Raw genomic sequence first — 19,876 nt, forward strand, 5'->3', positions numbered from 1 at the left:
ATCGAGGCCGCGCGCGAGGTCGTCAGCCGCGTCGCCGAGGTCACGCCGATGGAGTCATCGCGGTTCCTCGCGGAGATCCTCGGCAGCCCCGTGCACCTCAAGTGCGAGAACCTGCAGCGCACGGGCTCGTACAAGATCCGCGGCGCGTACAACCGCATCTCGCGCCTCACCGACGAGGAGAAGGCGCGCGGCGTCGTCGCGGCGTCGGCCGGCAACCACGCGCAGGGCGTCGCCTTCGCGGCCCGCGAGCTCGGGATCCGCGCCACGATCTTCATGCCGGTCGGCGTCGCGCTGCCCAAGCTCCAGGCCACGCGGCAGTACGGCGCCGAGGTCGTCCTCCGCGGGCACACGGTCGCCGAGCCGCTCCTGGCAGCCGCCGAGTTCGCGGCGCAGACGGGCGCCGTGCTCATCCCCCCGTTCGACCACGAGGACGTCATCACGGGCCAGGCCACGCTCGGCCTCGAGATCCTCGACCAGACGCCCGACGTCGAGACGGTCGTCGTGCCGATCGGCGGCGGCGGGCTCATCTCGGGCGTCGCGACCGCCCTCAAGCTGCGGGCCGCCGAGGAGGGCCGCACGATCCGCGTCATCGGCGTGCAGGCGCGCAACGCCGCCGCGTACCCGCCCTCGCTCGCCGCGGGCCGGGCGACCGAGATCGAGATCACGCCCACCATCGCCGACGGCATCGCGGTCGCGAAGCCGGGCCTGCTGAACTTCGACATCATCCGCGACAGCGTCGACGAGGTCGTCACGGTCGAGGACGACGACACCGCCCGGGCCCTCCTGCTCCTGCTCGAGCGGGCGAAGCTCGTCGTCGAGCCCGCGGGCGCGGTGGGCGTCGCGGCGATCCTCGCCGGGCTCGTTAAGGACGCCGGCCGCACGGTCGTGATCCTCTCGGGCGGCAACATCGACCCGCTCATGATGGAGCGCGTCATCAGCCGCGGCCTCGCCGCGAGCGACCGCTACGTCAAGCTGCGGATCATGCTGCCCGACCGCCCGGGCCAGCTCGCGCGCACCTCGCAGATCATCTCCGAGGCGAACGCGAACGTCGTCGAGGTGCTGCACACGCGCCACGGCCGCGGCCTGCAGATCAGCGAGGTCGAGCTCGAGGTGAGCGTGGAGACGCGCGGACCCGAGCACACCGGCGAGGTCGTCCAGCGCCTCCGCGACGCGGGCTACGACCCCCGCCTGCAGCGCGACTGACGCCGGGCGCCCCGCGGCGCCGCCCGGCCACGAGAGAGGGGACGCGGACCCTGCGGTCCGCGTCCCCTCTCGTCGTGATGACGCCGGCGCTACGGCGTGTAGTTCTCCACGGCCTGGATCTCGACGGGGATCTCGCGGCCGTTCGGCGCGGTGTACGCGCCCTTCTGCCCGACCTCCCAGCCGATGATGGCCGCACCGAGCGGCGACTGCTCGCTGTAGACGTCGAGGTCGCTGTCGCCCGCGATCTCGCGGTTGCCGAGCAGGAACTTCGTCTCGTCGCCGGCGATGAGCGCGGTCACGACCGTGCCGGGCTCCACGACGCCGTGGCTCTCGGGGGCGTCGCCGACCTCGGCGGTCCGCAGCAGCTGCGTGAGCTGGCGGATGCGCGCCTCGATCTTGCCCTGCTCCTCCTTGGCGGCGTGGTAGCCGCCGTTCTCCTTGAGGTCGCCCTCCTCGCGGGCGATCTCGATCTTCTTCGCGATCTCCTCGCGGCCCTGCACGCTGAGGGTGTCGAGCTCCCTGCTGAGGCGGTCGAACGCCTCCTGGGTCAGCCAGGTGACTGCCTGCTCCTGCGCCACGATGGACTCCTTGCACTCGCACGGACGCCCCGACGGATCCGTCAGGGCGAATCACCGAGTCTAGGCGGGCCAGCAGCTGTGGATCAAGCCCGTCACCGCGGGACCGGTGGTGCGGAGGCGGACGGTCTCCATCCGCTCGAACCCGTCCTGCGCCGGCAGCTCGACGACCTTCCAGCCGACGATCGAGCGCTGCTCGTCCTGCGCCTGCACCGCGCAGAAGGCCCGGGTGCCGGCGGGCATCACGACGGAGAACGTCACGTCGATGGTGCGGTCGTCCACGATGTCGAACGCGCGGTCGGTGGCGTCGACGGATCCCGACGCCTGGTCGAGCCCCGCCCACAGCACCCACGCGCCGAACACCAGGGCGACGAGGCCGCCGGCTGTGCCGTAGAGCCAGCGCTGGCGGATCCGCGCGGGCCGGGTGCGGCCGTACCGCTCGTCGAGCGCGGGCGTCGATCGCGGGGCGGGGACGCGGTGCTCGACGGTCTCGTCGTCCTCCGCGTGCGGCCCGGCGGGTGCGGGGGAGCGGGACTCGGTCGTCACGGCGATCTCCTCACACGCACCTTGTACTCTGGGGATCCAGACTACCTTCCCCACCCTTGGAGCCCCGTGACCCTGCGCCTCATGGCCGTGCACGCCCACCCCGACGACGAGTCCAGCAAGGGCGCGGCGACGTACACCCACTACACGCACCAGGGCGCCGAGGTCATGGTCGTCAGCTGCACGGGCGGCGAGGCGGGCGACATCCTCAACGAGGGGCTCGCGGAGCGCGCCATGGCCGAGCGCGACCTGCCGGGGCTCCGCCGCATCGAGATGGCGCGCGCGCAGGCGGTCATGGGCGTGCAGCACCGCTGGCTCGGCTACGTCGACTCGGGCATGGCGCGCGAGGACGGCTCGCTGCCGCCCGGGTCCTTCGCGAGCATCCCGGTCGAGGTGTCGGCCGAGCCGCTCATCCGCCTGGTGCGCGAGTTCCGCCCGCACGTCCTCGTCGCCTACGACGAGAACGGCGGCTACCCGCACCCCGACCACATCCAGGCGCACGTGATCGCCATGGAGGCCTGGCGCGAGTCGGGCGTCGCGGGCTCCTATCCCGACGCGGGCGAGCCGTGGGAGATCTCCAAGCTCTACTTCGACCGGATCTTCAACGGCGCCAAGATCCGCGCCGTGCGCGAGCACCTGGTCGCGTCCGACGCGGCACCCGAGATGCTCGAGGCCGTCGACGAGATGCTCGGCTGGATGGGCGACCGCCCCGACCTCGCGACCACCCACGTCCACGTGGCCGACCACTTCGAGGCGCGCGACCGCGCGCTCCTCTCGCACGCGAGCCAGGTCGCGCCCGACAGCACGTTCTTCCGCTGGCCGCGCGACCTGCAGCAGCGGGCGTGGCCGTTCGAGGACTTCCAGCTCGTGGAGTCGCGCATCGACGCGCCGGACGAGGAGCACGACCTCTTCGCCGGCATCGTCGACGAGGACGAGGCGGCGCACGCGTGATGGGCGCCGACCTCGTGCTGCGCCTCGCGGCCGCGGTGACGACGACGCCGAGCCCCACGCCGACCGCGGAGTTCGACCCCGACACCGTGTCGCCCGGTCCCATCGGCTTCATCGCGATCTTCTTCGTGGCCGTCGTGGTGCTGCTGCTCATGGTCGACATGACCCGGCGGATCCGCCGCACGCGCTACCGCGAGGAGATCCGCGGCCGGCTCGAGGCGGAGAAGCTCGAGGCCGACCTCGCGCGCGACTCCGCTCCCGAGCGCGACCTCCCGGCGACGCCGGAGGATCCGGCCGCCGGCGACCCGGCCGCGCCCGACGGACCGGCCGAACCTCCCCGCACCTGATCCGCGGCGCGTCCGCGCGCGCCTCGACCCGACGGCCGACGCCCCCCGTACAGGGGGCGTTGGCCGTCGCTCGTCCACCCCTCCGCCACCCGCAGGAAGCGGTCCGTTCATCCCCGCTGGGGAAGCTCGCCGGGCGCCCGGGAACGTTCCCGATCCGAGGCGCGCGAGGAGGACGACCGACGTGACGCACACCACCGCGCCCGCCCGGGTGGCCGCGCCGCCCCCGACCGGCCGGGCACCGCGCGTGACCGACGCCAGGCGCCCCGCCGCATCCTCGCGACCGCGTCGCCGCCGCGGCCCGCGCATCCGCGACGGCCTCCTGTTCCTCGCCTTCGTCGGGCCGAACGTGCTGCTCCTCGCGGTCTTCACGTACAAGCCGCTCCTCGAGTCCTTCTACTACTCGACGCTGCAGTGGAACATCGGCTCCTCCGTGGCGCGGGAGGTCGGCCTCGCCAACTACGTCGCCTGGTTCCAGGATCCGCAGACGCCGACCGTGGTCTCCGTCACGGTGGTCTTCACCGGGGTCACGGTGGTGGGCTCGATGGTGCTGGGGCTCGGCGTCGCCGTGCTGCTCAACCGGCGGATCCGGCTGCGCGGGCCCGTGCGCACGATCATCGTCGCGCCGTACGTGCTCTCGGGCGTCGCCGTCGGCTTCCTCTGGCTCTACGTGTTCGACCCGAACTTCGGCGTCATCGCCGCGGCCCTCACGGCCGTCGGGCTGCGGTCGCCCGACTGGTACAGCGACCCGGGCGCCGCACTCGCGATGGTCACGACCGTGCAGGTGTGGCGCGACCTCGGCTACTGCGCCCTCATCTATCTAGCGGGCCTCCAGGCCGTGCCGAAGGACCTGCTCGACGCGGCGTCCCTCGACGGCGCCGGCCGGATCCGCACGTTCCTCCGCGTCGTGCTGCCGCTGCTCAGCCCGACCACGTTCTTCCTCAGCGTGACCACGCTGCTCAGCTCGCTGCAGACCTTCGACCTCATCAGCGCGATGACCAAGGGCGGGCCCCTGCAGGGCACGACCACGATGATGTACCAGATCTACCACGAGGGCTTCGTCGCCGGACGCGCCGGCTACTCCTCGGCCGTCGCCACGATCCTCTTCCTCGTCCTGCTCGTCGTCACGCTCGTCCAGCTCGTCGTCGTCCAGCGGAAGGTGCACTACTCGTGACCGCCACCATCACCCGGCCCGAGCCGACGGGCGCTCCCGCGGGTGCGCGTCGCCTGCCGTTCGGCCGACGTCGCCCGGGCGCCTCCTCGCGTCCGCCGCTGGCCGGCACCTACCTCGCGCTGGCGCTCGCGGTCCTCGTCATGCTCTTGCCGCTGGTCTGGATGGTGCTCACGAGCTTCAAGGGCTTCGGCGAGATCTACTCGCTTCCGCTCACGATCCTCCCGTCGTCGTTCGCGCCGACGAACTACCAGACGGCCTCCGACACGGTCTCCTTCTCCACGCTCGCCACCAACAGCGTCATCAAGACGGTCGCGGGCTCCGGTCTCAAGGTGCTGCTCGGGCTGCTGACCGCGTACGCGCTGGTCTTCATCCGCGTGCCCTTCAGGAACGTCTGGTTCGGGGTCGTGATCCTCGCGCTCCTCGTGCCCCAGCAGATCGTGATGATCCCGAACTACCAGGTGGTCGCGGGCCTCGGCTGGATCAACACGTACCCGGGCCTCATCCTCCCCGGCGTCGCGAGCGCGTACGGCACGTTCCTCTTCCGCCAGCACTTCCTCACGCTGCCGGGCTCCGTGCTCGAGGCCGCCGCGATGGACGGCGCCGGGCACCTCCGCCGACTGTGGTCGTTCGTGATCCCCATGTCGGGCCCCACGATCGCCGCCGTCGCCCTGGTCTCCGTCGTCGGCGAGTGGAACGACTACCTCTGGCCGCTCCTCGTCACCACCGACCCGCGGATGATGACGCTCCCCGTGGGGCTCACGCTGCTCCAGGACACCACGGGCATCACCAACTGGGGCGTGCTCATGGCGGGCACCGTCATCGTCACGCTCCCCGTGCTCGCCGTCTTCCTCGTCTTCCAGCGGCGCATCGTCGGCGGCCTCACCGCCGGCGCCGTGACCGGCTGACGCGCGCCTCCTCCTCCCTCCCCGCCCGACCCGCATCCCGAACCCAGGAGAACCATGCCCATCGCCCCCCGCTCGGCCCTCGGCGGCCTCGCCGCCCGACCCCTCGACCGCCGCGGCCTGCTGAAGCTCGGCGCCGTCCTCGGCGGCACCGCGATGCTCGCCGCCTGCTCCGGCCCGTCGGTCGGCGGCGACACGGCGGCCACCGCGGCCCCCGACACCGACTGGGACGGGATCCAGCCCGCCACCGACATCACCTGGTGGACCACGCACCCCGGCCAGACCTCCGACCTCGAGGCGCAGTTCGCGGCCGACTTCCTGGCCGAGACCGGCATCACGGTCAACGTGGTGACGGGCGGCGCGAGCTACGACGAGATCGCGCAGAAGCTGCAGGCCGCTGCGGGCACCGACAGCATGCCCGACATGGTCAACGCGAGCGACACCTGGTGGTTCCGCTACATGGTCAACAAGCAGTCCATCGCGATGGACGGCCTCATGTCGCACCTCGGCTTCGAGCTCGACGACTTCAACGGGGTGTTCCTCGACGACTACCTGTACGACGGCGCGCGCTACGCGGTGCCGTACGCCCGCTCGACGCCGATCTTCTACTACGACAAGTCGATCTGGCAGAAGGCCGGCCTCCCCGACCGCGCGCCCGACACCTGGGCGGAGCTCGAGGAGTGGGCGCCCGCGATCATGAAGGCCACCGGCGGCACGCCCGCCTTCCGCATGCCGCAGGGATCCATCGGCACCTGGGCGATGAGCAACGTCCTCTGGGGCCGCGGCGGGCAGTACTCCGACGGCTGGGACCTCAAGCTCGACCAGCCCGAGACTCTCGAGGCTGCCCGCTACGCGCGCGGCCTGGTCTTCGACTCGAAGATCGCGAACGTGGCGGCGGCCAGCGGCGACACCGCGGTCGACTTCGCGGGCGGGCTCGCGCCGAGCACCATCGCGTCGGCGGGCGCGGTCGGCATCGTCACCGCGAGCGCGAAGTTCCCCATCGGCACGGGCGTGCTGCCGGGCGGACCCCAGGGGCGGTTCGTGCCCACGGGCGGCACGGGCCTCGCGGTCATCGGCAGCAAGACCAAGGAGCAGCAGCTCGCGGCCGCCATGTTCATCAAGCACGTCACGGAGGTCGACCAGCAGGTGGCCTTCGCGAAGAAGACCGGCTACTCGCCCGTCCGGACCTCGGCCGGCCAGTCGACCGACCTCACGGGCTTCTGGGCGTCGAACCCGGCCTTCCGCACCGCGTACGACAGCCTCGAGCACGTGCGCTCGCAGGACTGGGCGCGCACGCTGATCCCGAACGGCGACACGTACCTGCAGCAGCCGTGGTCGCAGATCCTCACGCAGGGCGCCGACCCGGCCGACGTGTTCCCGGCCGCCGCGGCCCAGCTCACCTCCGCGTACACGGAGAACGTGCAGCCCTACCTGTAGCGGGCGCCCGACGCGCCCGCCCGCTCAGACGACGGGCGGGTGCGTCGCCACGAGCAGGATCCCCGTCCAGTGGCAGAGGAACGCCACCAGGGTGAACGCGTGGAAGATCTCGTGGAAGCCGAAGCGGCCGGGCCAGGGGTTCGGCCGCTTCAGCGCGTAGACGACGGCGCCCACCGTGTAGGCGAGGCCGCCCGCGAGGATGAGCGACATCATGGCGGCGTCGGCGCGGAAGAAGTCGACGATGAACACGAGCGACGCGTAGCCGAGCACGAGGTACAGCAGCACGTAGAGCCAGCGCGGGGCGCCGATCCAGAGCACGCGGAAGAGCACGCCGACCGCGGCCCCCGACCACACCAGCCAGAGCAGCAGCACCGACTTGTCGTGCGGCAGCGCCAGCACCGTGATGGGCGTGTACGAGCCAGCGATGAGCAGGAAGATGTTCGCGTGGTCCATCCGCTTGAGGAGGATCTTCGCCCTCGGCGACCAGTCGAACCGGTGGTAGACCGCGGAGACGCCGAACAGCAGCAGCGACGACGCCACGAACACCGCGCAGGCGATCTTCGCCGCGGCTCCGTCGGCGACCGCGATGAGCACGACGCCGAGCACGAGCGCCACCGGCGTCATGCCCGCGTGAAGCCACCCGCGCCAGGTGGGCCTGGGCTCGGGGCCGACGTCCTGCGCGTCCTCGACGAGCGGGAGGTGCGCCACGTGGTCGTCGTCCTGCGCCTGGTCCTCCGGGGTGCCGAACGGTCCGGTGGATGGGGCGGCGGGCGTCATCCTGCGAGTGTAGGACAGCGCGGGGGACGTCACCCCGGCGGGCGATCCGGGCTCACGGGCGCGTGGGATAGCGTGGCACCCGTGCGAGAGAAGCCGATCCGACCGTGGCGCGGTCTGCTCTACCGGGCGTACCAGAAGCGCATCCGCCGCGGCCTCGACCGGAACGCGCTGCCGCACCACATCGCGATGATCCTGGACGGCAACCGCCGCTGGGCACGCCAGCTCGGGCTCGAGTCCGCGGCCCACGGGCACCGCGCGGGAGCGGCCAAGTTCCTCGAGTTCCTCGAGTGGTGCGACGACCTCGACATCAAGGTCACCACGCTGTACCTGCTCTCCACGGACAACCTCACGGGCCGCGGGAGCGCCGAGCTCACCGCGCTCATCGACATCATCGGCGAGCTCGCGGAGGACCTCTCCCGGCACCGCGACTGGCGGGTCAAGCACGTCGGATCCGACGAGGGCCTGCCGCCGGAGCTCATCGCCCGGCTCGACGCCTCCGAGGAGCGCTCGAAGGGCAACGGCGGGCTGCACATCAACCTGGCGGTCGGCTACGGCGGGCGCACCGAGATCGCGGACGCGATGCGCAGCATCGTGCAGCAGCACCACCTCGCCGGCGGCACGCTGGAGGACCTCGCGGCGCTCCTCACGCCCGACCTCATCGGCGAGCACCTGTACACGAGCGGGCAGCCGGATCCGGACCTCGTGATCCGCACGTCGGGCGAGCAGCGCATCAGCGACTTCATGCTGTGGCAGTCGGCCCACAGCGAGCTCTACTTCATGGAGGCGCTCGGGCCGGACCTCCGCGAGGTCGACTTCCTCCGCGCCCTCCGCGACTACTCGTCGCGCCAGCGCCGCTTCGGCTCCTGACGCGTCCCGGCGGCTGCGCCGGGGAAGAGTTAATGTCCCTGACACATCGGGTCGCGCGTGGCACTGGTCAGGAGGCCGGGGCGCGACGTAGGTTCGCACTCATCGGGCATGGCGCCCGATCGAGAGGGCCGCAGGATCTCTTCTCGCCACCGTGGCCCGATCGCCGTCAGGATCCGAGCGCGACAGCTCGGGGATGGAGTGGCCCGTGGCCCCGATGGACAGCCAGAGCAGCACCGCACGACGCGCGAGCCGGAGGGAGGGGACGCCGCAGGCCGAGCGCACGTACGTGCTCGACACCTCCGTCCTCCTGTCCGATCCGCGTGCGCTCTTCCGCTTCGCCGAGCACGCGGTGGTGATCCCGGTCATCGTCATCACCGAGCTGGAGGCGAAGCGGAACGACCCGGAGATCGGCTACTTCGCGCGCCAGGCCCTCCGCCTCCTCGACCAGCTCCGCGAGGAGCACGAGCGGCTCGACTTCCCCATCGAGGTGGGCGAGGCCGGCGGCACGCTGCGGGTGGAGCTCAACCACTCGAGCATGTCGGGCCTCCCGAACGGCCTGCAGCTCGGCGACAACGACTCCCGGATCCTCGCGGTGGCGCTCAACCTGTCGACCGAGGGCCTCGCGGTCACGGTCGTCTCGAAGGACATGCCGCTGCGGGTGAAGGCCGCCTCCATCGGCCTGCAGGCGGAGGAGTACCGCGCCGAGCTCGCCGTCGACAGCGGCTGGACCGGCATGGCCGACGTCACGCTCTCCAGCGAGCAGATGGCCGACCTCTACGACGGCGAGACCCTGCAGTCGCGCGTCGTGCAGGACCTGCCCGTCAACACGGGCGTCGTGCTGCACTCCGACCGGGGATCCGCCCTCGGCCGCGTCGTCCGCCGCGGCACGGTGAACCTGGTGCGCGGCGACCGCGAGGTCTTCGGCCTCAAGGGCCGCTCGGCCGAGCAGCGGCTCGCGATCGACCTGCTCCTCGACCGCGAGGTGGGGATCGTCTCCCTCGGCGGCAGCGCCGGCACCGGCAAGTCGGCGCTCGCCCTCTGCGCCGCGCTCGAGGCCGTGCTGGAGAAGCAGCAGCACCGCAAGATCATGGTGTTCCGGCCGCTGTACGCGGTGGGCGGCCAGGAGCTCGGCTACCTGCCGGGCGACGCCGCCGAGAAGATGAACCCGTGGGCCCAGGCCGTGTTCGACACCCTCGGCTCGGTCGTCTCGCAGAACGTCATGGACGAGGTGGTGGAGCGGGGGATCCTCGAGGTGCTGCCGCTCACCCACATCCGCGGGCGCTCGCTGCACGACGCGTTCGTGATCGTCGACGAGGCGCAGTCGCTCGAGCGCAACGTGCTGCTCACGGTGCTCAGCCGCATCGGCCAGAACTCGCGCGTGGTGCTCACGCACGACGTCGCCCAGCGCGACAACCTGCGGGTCGGCCGGCACGACGGCGTCGCGAGCGTGATCGAGACGCTCAAGGGCCACGAGCTGTTCGGCCACATCACGCTCACCCGCTCGGAGCGGAGCGCGATCGCGGCCCTCGTGACGGGGCTGCTCGACGGCGATCCGGTGTGATCCGCGCCGTCCCGGCATGACGACGGGCGCCGGTCCCCGCGGGGACCGGCGCCCGTCGTCGTCGTGGTGCCGCTAGCGGTCGAGCCGCGCGAGGATCCGCCGACGCCTGCGATGCAGCCGCCACCAGCTGACCGAGTGGCGCACCTGGATCCTCCCGAGCTCCGCGAGCCCGGGGAGGTCCTCCGCCGCCAGCTGCCGGTCCACCGCCGCGCGGTCGTCGCGGTCGCCCGCCTCGACGACCGCGTGGGCGCGCCGCACCCGGTCGGAGGAGAGCGGGTGCGCCGCGATGGCGGCATCGACCGCGCCGAGCCCGGCCCGCGGGTCGCGCGCGGATCCGGAGCCGGCGGTCATGCCCCGGCCTCGCTCACGCTGGCGGCGCCCTAGAGGCCGGGCGCCGTCATCCGCAGCACGTCGAGGCCCTGGTCGAGCTGCTCCTCGGTGATCTCGCCGCGCTCCACGTAGCCGAGGTCGACGACGGCCTCGCGGACCGTCATCTTCTGCGCGACCGAGTGCTTCGCGATCTTCGCGGCCGCCTCGTAACCGATGATGCGGTTGAGCGGCGTGACGATGGACGGCGAGGACTCCGCCAGCGCCCGGGCGTGCTCCTCGTTGACCCGCAGACCGTCGACGGTCTTGTCGGCGAGCAGGCGCGTGGAGGACGCGAGGATGCGGATCGACTCGAGCAGCGACGAGCCCATGACGGGGATCGCGACGTTGAGCTCGAACAGGCCAGACGCGCCCGCCCACGCGACCGTGGCGTCGTTGCCGATGACGCGCGCGCACACCATGAGCACGGCCTCCGGGATGACCGGGTTGACCTTGCCGGGCATTATCGAGGACCCGGGCTGCAGGTCCGGGATGTGGAGCTCGCCGAGGCCCGTGTTCGGGCCCGAGCCCATCCAGCGGATGTCGTTGCAGATCTTCGTGAGGCTGACCGCGAGGGTGCGCAGCGCGCCGGACGCGTCGACGAGGCCGTCGCGCGCGCCCTGCGCCTCGAAGTGGTCGAGCGCCTCGGTGACGGGCAGGCCGGTGTCGTCCGCGAGCACGCGGATCACCTTCTGCGGGAAGCCGACCGGGGTGTTGATCCCGGTGCCGGTGGCGGTGCCGCCGAGCGGGACCTCGGCGACGCGGGGGAGCGCCGTGCGCACGCGCTCGATGCCGAGGCGGATCTGCCGGGCGTAGCCGGCGAACTCCTGGCCGAACGTGACCGGGGTCGCGTCCATCAGGTGCGTGCGGCCCGCCTTGACGAGCCCCTTCCACGCCTCGGCCTTCGTCTCCAGCGCGGTGGCGAGGTGCTCGAGCGCCGGGATCAGCTCGGCGAGGAGCGCGCCCGTGACGGCGACGTGCACCGACGTGGGGAAGACGTCGTTCGACGACTGCGACGCGTTCACGTGGTCGTTCGGGTGCACCGGCTTCCCGAGCGACGCGGTCGCGAGGGCCGCGAGGACCTCGTTCATGTTCATGTTCGAGCTCGTGCCGGAGCCCGTCTGGTACACGTCGATGGGGAAGTGCTCGTGGTGGGATCCGCCAGCCACCTCGTCGGCGGCGGACACGATGGCAGCCGATACGTCTGCGTCGATGATGCCCATCTCGCCGTTCACGATGGCGGCCGCGCGCTTGATGCGGGCGAGCGCCTGGATCTGCGCGGGCTCGAGCCCGCGGCCCGAGATGGGGAAGTTCTCGACGGCACGCTGCGTCTGCGCGGCGTAGAGCGCGTGCCGGGGGACCCGCACCTCGCCCATCGTGTCGTGCTCGATGCGGAACTGGTCCGCGCTGCTCGGGGATCCTGGGGCGATGTCGGCCACGCTGCTTCTCTCCTTCGGGAACGGGTGATGCGCCCGCGCCCGTGGGCCGCGGGGTCGTGCGGTCAGCGCGGATCGCGCTGTCAGCGCGGGATGTCGCCCACGATGACGTCGGGCACCGCGGTGCCCTCGAGGAGCTTGTAGTTGGCGCCGACGATGGCCAGGCTACCGGCCGCCACGCGGTCGGAGATCATCTCGGACGCCTCCAGCATGCGGGTCACGGTGTCGCGCAGGTGCTCGCGTCCGACCTCGCCCGCGTCGACCTCGCTCGGCACGACGGGGTCGCCCGCCACGCGGCGCACGGCCGGCTCGATGGGGGCGATGAGGCGCGCGATGTGCGGCGGCAGCGCCTCCGCGTCGGGCGCCGCGCTCTCGATGGCGGCGCGCACGGCGCCGCACTCGTCGTGCCCGAGCACCACGATGAGCGGCACGCCCAGCACGGCGACCGCGTACTCGAGGCTGCCGAGCACGGAGTCGGAGATGATCTGGCCGGCGTTGCGGACCACGAACAGGTCGCCCAGGCCCTTGTCGAAGATGATCTCGGCCGCGAGGCGCGAGTCGCTGCAGCCGAACAGGGCGGCCGTGGGGCGCTGCACGTGCGCGAGGGCGGCGCGGCGCTCGACGTCCTGCCGCGGGTGGCGCGGCTCGCCGGCGACGAAGCGGGCGTTGCCCTCCATCATCTCGGCCCACACCTCGGCGGGGGTCTGCACGGCCTCGTCCTGATCGGTCATCCTTCGGTCCCCTCTCCGGGTGCGGTGGTGCTGGTGGTGCCGTCCGTCGGCGTCGGCGTCGTGCCCGCCGTGGTTCCGCGAGCGGCCGCGACCGCCTCGATGGCGGTGCGGAGCTCGTTCGCGTCGGCCGTGCCGTAGATCGCGTAGGTGCTGTCGCCGTCGACGGCGCTCGCCGCGAGGACCACGTTGCCCGGATCCTCGGCGCTCGAGTTGTCGTACAGCGTCCACTCGAGGCCGCCGATCTCCTCGGAGCTCACCTCGGGCGCCGACTGGAGGGTCTCGTCGAGCCAGGTGGGGTTCGCGTCGATGCCCTGCGAGATCCCGATGTAGCGGTTGCTCGGCGTGATGAGCCCGATGTACCAGACGGCCACGCCGTCGCGGCCGGCCGGGCGGATCTCCGCGTCGTTGCTCTTCCACGCCGTCGGCAGGTCGGGCACCACGAGCGTCTGCGGGAAGCCGCCCTGGGCCTCGGCGGCGACGGCGCCGTAGTCGACGTCGGGCAGGATCGTGGTGTTCGAGCGCGGGACGATCGCGATGATCACGGCGACCGTGGCCACCGTGACGATGAGCGAGTAGAGCAGGTTGCGGAACGTCTGCTTGGCGCGGTGGCGGCGGGAGTCGGCGGCCTTGCGGGCGGCGGTCTCCTCGGGCGTCTCCGGCCGGCCGAGCTCGGCGACGACGTTCGGCGTGCGGTCCTTCGCCACGGTCAGCCGGCGTCGGACGCGGTGGAGCGGGCGGCGTCGAGCCGCGCCTTGGCGCCGAGCAGCCACTCCTCGCAGCGCGCCGCGAGGGCCTCGCCCCGCTCCCACAGGGCGATCGACTCCTCGAGCGTGGACGTGCCCTGCTCGAGGTCGTTCACGACGCGCACCAGGGCGTCGCGCGCCTCCTCGTAGCTGAGCTCGGAGACGTCGGGCAGGCGTGCGCCGGTGTCGGCGGGGCTGGTGGGCATGGGGGAGATCCTAGCTTCCGGTGCCGGACGCTGACCGGGCGTCCGGGGCGGGGGAGGCGGGCAGCCGCGCGGCCGACGACGGGATGTCGTCGGTGGGGCCGGTGGAGGTGGCGCCGAGCGCGCCGGCCGCGAGCCGCAGCACGAGGCCGGTGCCGTCGGGGGCGTCCGCGGGGGCGCGGAGGGCGGATCCGTCGGCCGTCTGCACGATGGCGTAGCCGCGGTCGAGGACGTGCTGCGGGGAGAGCGTGCGCAGCTGCCGGGAGAGCTCGCTCGTCTGCTGCATCCCGCGCTCGACGACGCGGCCGGCGAGCTCCGCGGAGCGCTGGATGTAGCGGCCGAGCTCCTCGGCGCGCGAGTCGACGATCCACGACGTGCTCGTGAGGACGGGCCGCGACCGGAGCTGCTCGATGCGGTCGATCTCGCCGCGCACCTGCGAGGTGAGCCGCATGCCGATGCGGGCGCGCGCCTGCTGCACGCGCGACAGCTCCTCGGAGACGTCCGGCACGACGCGCTTGGCGGCGTCGGTGGGGGTGGATGCACGGAGGTCGGCGACGTCGTCGAGCAGCGGCCGGTCGGCCTCGTGCCCGATCGCGCTGACGAGCGGGGTGCGGCACGCGGCCGCGGTGCGCACGAGCTTCTCGTCGCTGAAGACGAGCAGGTTCTGGAAGTCGCCGCCGCCGCGCGCGATGACGATGACGTCGACCTCGGGATCCTCGTCGAGCACCCCGATGGCGCGCGTGACCTCGCCTGCGGCGCGGTCGCCCTGCACCGCGGTGTGCACGACGCGGAAGCGCACGCTCGGCCAGCGCAGCTGCGCGTTGCGGAGGACGTCCTTCTCGGCGTCCGAGTCCTTGCCCGTGATGAGTCCGATGCAGCCGGGGAGGAACGGCAGGCGCCGCTTGCGGTCGGCGTCGAACAGGCCCTCGGCGCGCAGCGTCTGGCGCAGCCGCTCGAGCCGCTCGAGCAGGTCGCCGAGGCCCACGTGCCGCATCTCCAGCACCTGCATCGTGAGCGTGCCGCCCTTGACCCAGTAGTTGGGCTTCACGAGCGCGACGACGCGGGCGCCCTGGCCGAGATCCGCCGGGATCTTCGCGCGCACCGAGGACCACACGGTGAAGCTGATGGTGGCGTCGACGTCGAGGTCCTTGAGCTTGCCGTAGACGTTGCCGCCGGATCCGCCCCACTGGGTGATCTCGCCCTCGACCCACGCGGTGCCGAGCCGGTCGATCCAGCCCTTGATCTTGCCGGAGAGCACGGAGACGGGCCACGGCGCGTCGAGCGTCGGGGCATCCGCCGCCGGCATGGACACGGTGCGCGTCTCGCTCATGGCTCCCCCACTCGTCGCCCAGCACGGGCGCTTAGACTCGGGACTGTGACTACAGCGACCACTGACCAGCGACTCGTGGGAGCACCCGTCGTCAGCCTGTCGATGCCGCGGATGCCCGGCGTCCGCAACAGGCTCAAGGATAACCCGGTGGCCGGACCCAAGAAGGTCCTGCTCGCCGCCCCCCGCGGCTACTGCGCCGGCGTCGACCGCGCCGTCGTGGCCGTCGAGAAGGCCCTCGAGCGGTACGGCGCCCCCGTCTACGTGCGGAAGCAGATCGTCCACAACGTGCACGTCGTCTCGACGCTCGAGCGCATGGGCGCGGTGTTCGTGGAGGAGGTCGACGAGGTCCCCGAGGGCGCCCACGTCGTCTTCAGCGCGCACGGCGTCTCGCCGGCCGTCGTCCAGGGCGCGGCCGACCGCGGGCTCCAGGCCATCGACGCGACCTGCCCCCTCGTCACGAAGGTGCACCGCGAGGCCGTGCGCTTCGCCAAGGCCGACATGCAGATCCTCCTCATCGGCCACGAGGGCCACGAGGAGGTCGAGGGCACCGCGGGCGAGGCGCCCGAGCAGACCATCGTCGTGAACTCCCCGGAGCACGCCGACGTGATCGAGGTGAAGGACCCCGACAACCTCGTGTGGCTGTCGCAGACCACGCTCTCCGTCGACGAGACGATGGAGACGGTCCGCCGCCTCCGCGCCCGCTTCCCCAACCTGCAGGACCCGCCGAGCGACGACATCTGCTACGCCACGCAGAACCGCCAGGTCGCCATCAAGAAGGTCGCGGTCGACGCCGACCTCGTCATCGTCATCGGATCCGCGAACAGCTCCAACTCCGTGCGACTCGTCGAGGTCGCGCTCGAGTACGGCGCCAAGGCGTCCTACCGGGTCGACTACGCGTCCGAGGTCAAGCAGGAGTGGCTCGACGGCGTGCAGACGGTCGGCGTCACGAGCGGCGCGTCCGTGCCCGAGGTCCTCGTGCAGGAGCTGCTCGACGACCTGGCCGACGCCGGCTACGGCGACGTCACCGCTGTCGTCACGGCCGAGGAGGACCTCGTCTTCTCGCTCCCCAAGGAGCTGCGCAAGGACCAGTCCGGCAACACGGACTCCCGCGCCATCGGCGGGCGCACCCGCGCGTGAGCGACGACGACGGCCCGCGCCGTCCCGGTCGCCCGGCACCCCGGTACGGCGAGTACGCGTCGCCGTCCTCGTCGGACGTCGGCGGGTCGTCGGAGCTGTCCGGGGCGGACGCGCGGATCGTCGCGGAGGCCGCCGAGTACCGCCGTGCCCAGGCCGAGCGCGACGCCCCGGCGTCCGCCAGCCGCTCCGGTAAGAAGGCCGGCAAGTCCGCCGCGCCGCAGACCCTCGCCGAGCAGATGGCCGAGGAGCGCAGGGTGGCGCGCGAGCGCCAGCAGGCGGAGCGACGCGATTCCGAGAAGGCCGCGGCGGACGCCCGCCGTGCCGCGGAGAAGGCCGCCGCGGTCGAGCGCAGGGGGACGCGTCGCGCGGCCGACTCCGCGTCCACGCCGTCCGCCGGAACCGCCGCCCCCGGCATCCCACCGGAGCGCCCCGCCTACCTCGCCGGGCAGGAGCCGCGCCGGGCGCCGCGCCGCTTCGACGCCGCCATCACGGTCGGCCTGCTCGCCGCGGGGCTCGTGAACGTCGTCGGCAGCATCGGCGCGAACGCGGATCCGTCGCGGGCCATCAACCAGTCGTACGCGCTGTTCGGCGGCGGCACCTACGAGGTGACGCCGCAGACCTCGGTCATCGGCATCGCGGTGAACGTCGTGAACATCGTCGTCTTCGTGCTCGCCGCGTGGATCTCGCTCGAGCTCGTGAAGCGCAAGCGCGTGGCCTTCTGGGTGCCGCTCGCGGGCGCGGTGGTCGCGACCGTGATCACGAGCATCCTCGTGCTGACGCTGATCGTCGCGGATCCCGCGTTCCAGCAGATCATGTCGAGCCGCGGGCCATGACGCGCGGCATCTGACGCACGACGGCGGGGCCGGTCCTGGTGGACCGGCCCCGCCGTCGTTCGCGTGCTGTGAGCTGCTAGCTCTGCGACTTCCCGTGCGAGCCGAGCTGGCGCGTGGCCTCGACGACGCGGGCGGCCATCGCGGACTCGGCCGTCTTGCCCCAGGCGCGGGGGTCGTACGTCTTCTTGTTCCCGACCTCGCCGTCGACCTTGAGGAAGCCGTCGTAGTTGCGGAGCACCGTGTCGGCGATCGAGCGGCTGAACGCGTACTGCGTGTCGGTGTCGATGTTCATCTTCACGACGCCGTTGCGCACGGCCTCCGCGATCTCGTCGTCGGAGGAGCCGGATCCGCCGTGGAAGACGAGGTCGAACGGCTTCTCGCTCGTGCCGTACTTCGCCTGGATGCCGTCCTGGATCTCCTTGAGCAGCGACGGGCGCAGCTGCACGCCGCCGGGCTTGTACACGCCGTGCACGTTGCCGAAGGTGAGCGCGGCCATGTAGCGGCCCTTGTCGCCGAGGCCGAGCGCCTCGACCGTGGAGATCGCGTCCTCGAGGGTCGTGTAGAGGTGCGAGCCGGTGTCGTGGCTGACGCCGTCCTCCTCGCCGCCGACGACGCCGATCTCGACCTCGAGGATCGCGTTGATCGCCTTCATGCGGGGGAGCAGGTCCGTCGCGATGTCCAGGTTCTCGTTCAACGGGATGGCCGAGCCGTCCCACATGTGCGACTGGAAGATGGGGTTGCCGCCCGCGCGGACCTGCTCCTCGCTGGCCTCGATCATGGGGAGGACGAAGCCGTCGAGGGCGTCCTTCGGGCAGTGGTCGGTGTGCAGCGCGACCGTGATGGGGTAGTTCTTGGCGACCTCGGTGGCGAAGCGCGCGAACGCGAGCGCGCCGGCCGCGCGGTTCTTCACGGTGTGGCCGGAGAAGTAGTCGGCGCCGCCCGTGGTGACCTGGATGATGCCGTCGGATCCGGCGTCGGTGAGCCCCTGGAGGACCGCGTTGATCGTCTGCGACGACGAGACGTTGACCGCCGGGTAGGCGAATCCGCCGGCCTTGGCGCGATCCAGCATCTCGGCGTACTGCTCGGGGGTTGCTACGGGCATGGTGCATCTCCTTCGGCGGATCCACGGCGACGCCGTGCGGCTGTCGCGGGATCCTCGTCGGCCGGTGGGAGCGTGAGCCCCGCGGCCGGGCCCCGCGTGCTCGCCACTCTACCGAGCGGGGGTGTCCGCGACCGGGGCGGCCGGACGCGTGAACTCGTCCGCCGTGAGCTCGCGGGTGGTCGCCTCGAGCGGCTCGAGCGTGCCGATGACCTTCGACTCGTCGAGCCTGCTCAGGCGGCGCGCGGTGGGGAGGACCTGTCGCTCCAGGGATCCGACGACGCGGTTGTAGTCGCCCACCGCGCCCGTGAGCGAGCGGCCGAGCTTGGCGATGTGCTCGCCGCTCGTGGCGAGGCGCGCGTGCAGCTCGCGGCTGAGGTCGAAGAGCTGCTTCGCGTCCTCCGTGAGCACCTCCTGCTGCCAGCTGAACGCCACGGTCTTGAGCACCGACCACAGCGTGACGGGGGAGGAGAGGGCCACCCGGCGGGAGAACGCGAACTCCATGATGCTCGGATCCGCCTCCAGCGCCGACGACACGAGCGACTCGCTCGGGATGAACGCGATGACCATCTCGGGGCTCGCGTCGAGCCCCTCCCAGTAGGCGCGGCTTCCGAGCGCCGTGATGTGGTCGCGCACCGCCTGCACGTGCTGCTTCATGAGCGCGTCGCGGCGGGCGCCCTCGGGCCCGGTGGCGGAGGCGGGGATGGCGCTCGCCTCGAGGTACGCGGTGAAGGGCGCCTTCGCATCCACCGCGATGTTCTTGCCGCCGGGCAGGTGCACGACCATGTCGGGCCGGCCGATGCCCTGCGCCGTGGAGACGGAGGTCTGCACGTCGAAGTCGACCCGGTGGATGAGGCCGGCCGCCTCCACGACGCTCCGCAGCTGCGTCTCGCCCCAAACCCCGCGCGTGCTGTTCGAGCGGAGCGCCGACGCGAGCGTCTCGGCCGTGGCGCGGAGCCGCTCCTCCGCCTCGGTGGCGCTGCGCAGCTGCTCGCTCAGCTCGCCATGCTGCTGGCGGCGCTGCTCCTCCAGCTCGTGCACCTTCGCCTGCACCTGCTTGAGGCTCTCGGCGACGGGGCTGAGCGCGGTGAGCACGCGGCCGTCCTCCTCGGTGCGGGCGACCTCGGCGCGCTGGATCTCGCGCAGCCGGGTCTGCAGCTCCGCTATGCGGTCCTCCTGCTGGCCGATCTGCTCGCGGAGGTGGGACTCCTGCGCGTCGAGCCGCTCGCGGTGCAGCGCGTCCTGCGTCTGGGCGCGCTCCGCGTACTGCGCGGTGGTCTGCGCGACCTGCTCCTCGGCGAGCCGCTCCGTGCGATCCAGCTGCTCGCGCAGCGCCATGACCGTGGCCTCCGCGGCGGCGAGCCGGGCGGCCTCGCCCGCGCTGCCCGGTGCATCCACCCCGGATCGGGCGCGCGACACGGCGAGCCCGACCACCGCGCCCACGGCCAGGCCGATGACGAGGCCGACGAGCAGGGCGATGACGGGATCCATGCGTGCAGTGTGCCAGCGGCCCCCGACACGGCAGGGACGCGGGTCGGTGGGTAGCCGAGCTGCTGATCAGGCCCAGTCGATGGGCGGCGTGGCGGCGGCCGAGGCCCGCGTGACGGTCTGCGTGCGCGGCGCGCCGATGCGGCCCATGCCGACGCCCGCCGCCTCGGCCAGCCCCG

At 72.4% G+C, this 19,876-nt stretch carries 21 protein-coding genes; 10 read left to right on the forward strand and 11 right to left on the reverse strand.

The window, feature by feature from the left end; translation table 11 throughout:
- A partial coding sequence (gene ilvA, locus DZG00_RS03210; protein WP_311135911.1) for a threonine ammonia-lyase occupies positions 1 to 1,203 on the forward strand: 1,203 nt, incomplete at its 5' end.
- A gap of 89 nt (positions 1,204 to 1,292) precedes the next feature.
- Here the strand turns inward: ilvA and greA are convergent.
- Both greA and DZG00_RS03220 read right to left on the reverse strand, forming a co-directional pair.
- Positions 1,293 to 1,781 carry a transcription elongation factor GreA gene (gene greA / locus DZG00_RS03215; RefSeq protein ID WP_012299701.1) on the reverse strand — a complete coding sequence of 163 codons (489 nt, stop codon included), beginning with the start codon at positions 1,779 to 1,781 and terminating at the stop codon, positions 1,293 to 1,295.
- Between the two features lie 60 nt (positions 1,782 to 1,841).
- Positions 1,842 to 2,324, reverse strand: a complete 483-nt coding sequence (locus DZG00_RS03220) for a DUF4307 domain-containing protein (RefSeq protein ID WP_119382725.1) — start codon at positions 2,322 to 2,324, stop codon at positions 1,842 to 1,844.
- 66 nt (positions 2,325 to 2,390) lie between these two features.
- Here DZG00_RS03220 and mca point away from each other — a divergent pair, with 66 nt between their 5' ends.
- From mca to DZG00_RS03245, 5 genes are all read left to right on the forward strand, one after another.
- The gene (gene mca / locus DZG00_RS03225; protein WP_199688969.1) at positions 2,391 to 3,272 is read left to right on the forward strand and encodes a mycothiol conjugate amidase Mca; all 882 of its coding nucleotides are present in this window, start codon (positions 2,391 to 2,393) and stop codon (positions 3,270 to 3,272) included.
- Entirely contained in the window at positions 3,272 to 3,616 is a 345-nt protein-coding gene (locus tag DZG00_RS03230; RefSeq protein WP_119455373.1) for a hypothetical protein, read from the forward strand. The genes mca and DZG00_RS03230 overlap by 1 nt, the downstream gene beginning before the upstream one ends.
- A 181-nt stretch (positions 3,617 to 3,797) precedes the next feature.
- Positions 3,798 to 4,787: a carbohydrate ABC transporter permease gene (locus DZG00_RS03235; protein WP_119455374.1), complete on the forward strand. Its 990-nt coding sequence runs from the start codon at positions 3,798 to 3,800 to the stop codon at positions 4,785 to 4,787.
- Positions 4,784 to 5,692, forward strand: coding sequence for a carbohydrate ABC transporter permease (locus tag DZG00_RS03240; protein ID WP_119382361.1), 909 nt, complete (start codon positions 4,784 to 4,786; stop codon positions 5,690 to 5,692). Before DZG00_RS03235 ends, DZG00_RS03240 begins: the two co-directional genes overlap by 4 nt.
- A 54-nt stretch (positions 5,693 to 5,746) precedes the next feature.
- Positions 5,747 to 7,126, forward strand: coding sequence for an extracellular solute-binding protein (locus DZG00_RS03245; RefSeq protein WP_119382360.1), 1,380 nt, complete (start codon positions 5,747 to 5,749; stop codon positions 7,124 to 7,126).
- Positions 7,127 to 7,150: 24 nt separating this feature from the next.
- Here DZG00_RS03245 and trhA read toward each other — a convergent pair whose 3' ends face one another.
- On the reverse strand, positions 7,151 to 7,903 hold the full coding sequence (trhA, locus tag DZG00_RS03250) for a PAQR family membrane homeostasis protein TrhA (protein ID WP_119382363.1): 753 nt from the start codon (positions 7,901 to 7,903) through the stop codon (positions 7,151 to 7,153).
- Between the two features lie 81 nt (positions 7,904 to 7,984).
- Here trhA and DZG00_RS03255 point away from each other — a divergent pair, with 81 nt between their 5' ends.
- Positions 7,985 to 8,770 (forward strand): isoprenyl transferase, encoded by a 786-nt coding sequence (locus DZG00_RS03255; RefSeq protein ID WP_119382362.1) that lies wholly within the window; start codon positions 7,985 to 7,987, stop codon positions 8,768 to 8,770.
- Between the two features lie 214 nt (positions 8,771 to 8,984).
- Positions 8,985 to 10,331, forward strand: a complete 1,347-nt coding sequence (gene phoH2, locus DZG00_RS03260) for an RNA 5'-3' helicase PhoH2 (protein WP_119455378.1) — start codon at positions 8,985 to 8,987, stop codon at positions 10,329 to 10,331.
- A gap of 72 nt (positions 10,332 to 10,403) precedes the next feature.
- Here phoH2 and DZG00_RS03265 read toward each other — a convergent pair whose 3' ends face one another.
- From DZG00_RS03265 to xseA, 6 genes are all read right to left on the reverse strand, one after another.
- Entirely contained in the window at positions 10,404 to 10,682 is a 279-nt protein-coding gene (locus DZG00_RS03265; RefSeq protein ID WP_119455375.1) for a hypothetical protein, read from the reverse strand.
- Between the two features lie 29 nt (positions 10,683 to 10,711).
- Entirely contained in the window at positions 10,712 to 12,136 is a 1,425-nt protein-coding gene (locus DZG00_RS03270; RefSeq protein ID WP_119381516.1) for a class II fumarate hydratase, read from the reverse strand.
- An 80-nt stretch (positions 12,137 to 12,216) separates the two neighbouring features.
- Complete coding sequence (locus DZG00_RS03275) at positions 12,217 to 12,864, reverse strand: carbonic anhydrase (protein WP_119455376.1); 648 nt, start codon at positions 12,862 to 12,864, stop codon at positions 12,217 to 12,219.
- Positions 12,861 to 13,568, reverse strand: coding sequence for a DUF4245 domain-containing protein (locus DZG00_RS03280; RefSeq protein WP_119382643.1), 708 nt, complete (start codon positions 13,566 to 13,568; stop codon positions 12,861 to 12,863). Before DZG00_RS03280 ends, DZG00_RS03275 begins: the two co-directional genes overlap by 4 nt.
- A 2-nt stretch (positions 13,569 to 13,570) precedes the next feature.
- Positions 13,571 to 13,813, reverse strand: coding sequence for an exodeoxyribonuclease VII small subunit (locus DZG00_RS03285; RefSeq protein WP_119382642.1), 243 nt, complete (start codon positions 13,811 to 13,813; stop codon positions 13,571 to 13,573).
- A gap of 10 nt (positions 13,814 to 13,823) precedes the next feature.
- A complete protein-coding gene (gene xseA, locus DZG00_RS03290) occupies positions 13,824 to 15,140 on the reverse strand; it encodes an exodeoxyribonuclease VII large subunit (protein ID WP_119382641.1) in 1,317 nt (438 codons plus the stop codon).
- Between the two features lie 102 nt (positions 15,141 to 15,242).
- Between xseA and DZG00_RS03295 the strand changes: the two genes are divergently transcribed.
- Both DZG00_RS03295 and DZG00_RS03300 read left to right on the forward strand, forming a co-directional pair.
- Positions 15,243 to 16,277 carry a 4-hydroxy-3-methylbut-2-enyl diphosphate reductase gene (locus DZG00_RS03295; protein WP_043560941.1) on the forward strand — a complete coding sequence of 345 codons (1,035 nt, stop codon included), beginning with the start codon at positions 15,243 to 15,245 and terminating at the stop codon, positions 16,275 to 16,277.
- Positions 16,274 to 17,110, forward strand: coding sequence for a DUF6264 family protein (locus tag DZG00_RS03300; RefSeq protein WP_119455377.1), 837 nt, complete (start codon positions 16,274 to 16,276; stop codon positions 17,108 to 17,110). Before DZG00_RS03295 ends, DZG00_RS03300 begins: the two co-directional genes overlap by 4 nt.
- A gap of 76 nt (positions 17,111 to 17,186) precedes the next feature.
- On the opposite strand, the gene fbaA is transcribed toward DZG00_RS03300, so the two are convergent.
- Together fbaA and DZG00_RS03310 are read right to left on the reverse strand one after the other, a co-directional pair.
- Positions 17,187 to 18,212, reverse strand: coding sequence for a class II fructose-bisphosphate aldolase (gene fbaA, locus DZG00_RS03305; RefSeq protein ID WP_119381437.1), 1,026 nt, complete (start codon positions 18,210 to 18,212; stop codon positions 17,187 to 17,189).
- 108 nt (positions 18,213 to 18,320) lie between these two features.
- A complete protein-coding gene (locus tag DZG00_RS03310; protein WP_119381438.1) occupies positions 18,321 to 19,700 on the reverse strand; it encodes a DNA recombination protein RmuC in 1,380 nt (459 codons plus the stop codon).
- Positions 19,701 to 19,876 lie beyond the last annotated feature (176 nt).

The sequence above is a fragment of the Clavibacter lycopersici genome, from assembly GCF_003576405.1.
In the GTDB taxonomy this organism is placed as follows: Bacteria; Actinomycetota; Actinomycetes; order Actinomycetales; family Microbacteriaceae; genus Clavibacter; species Clavibacter lycopersici.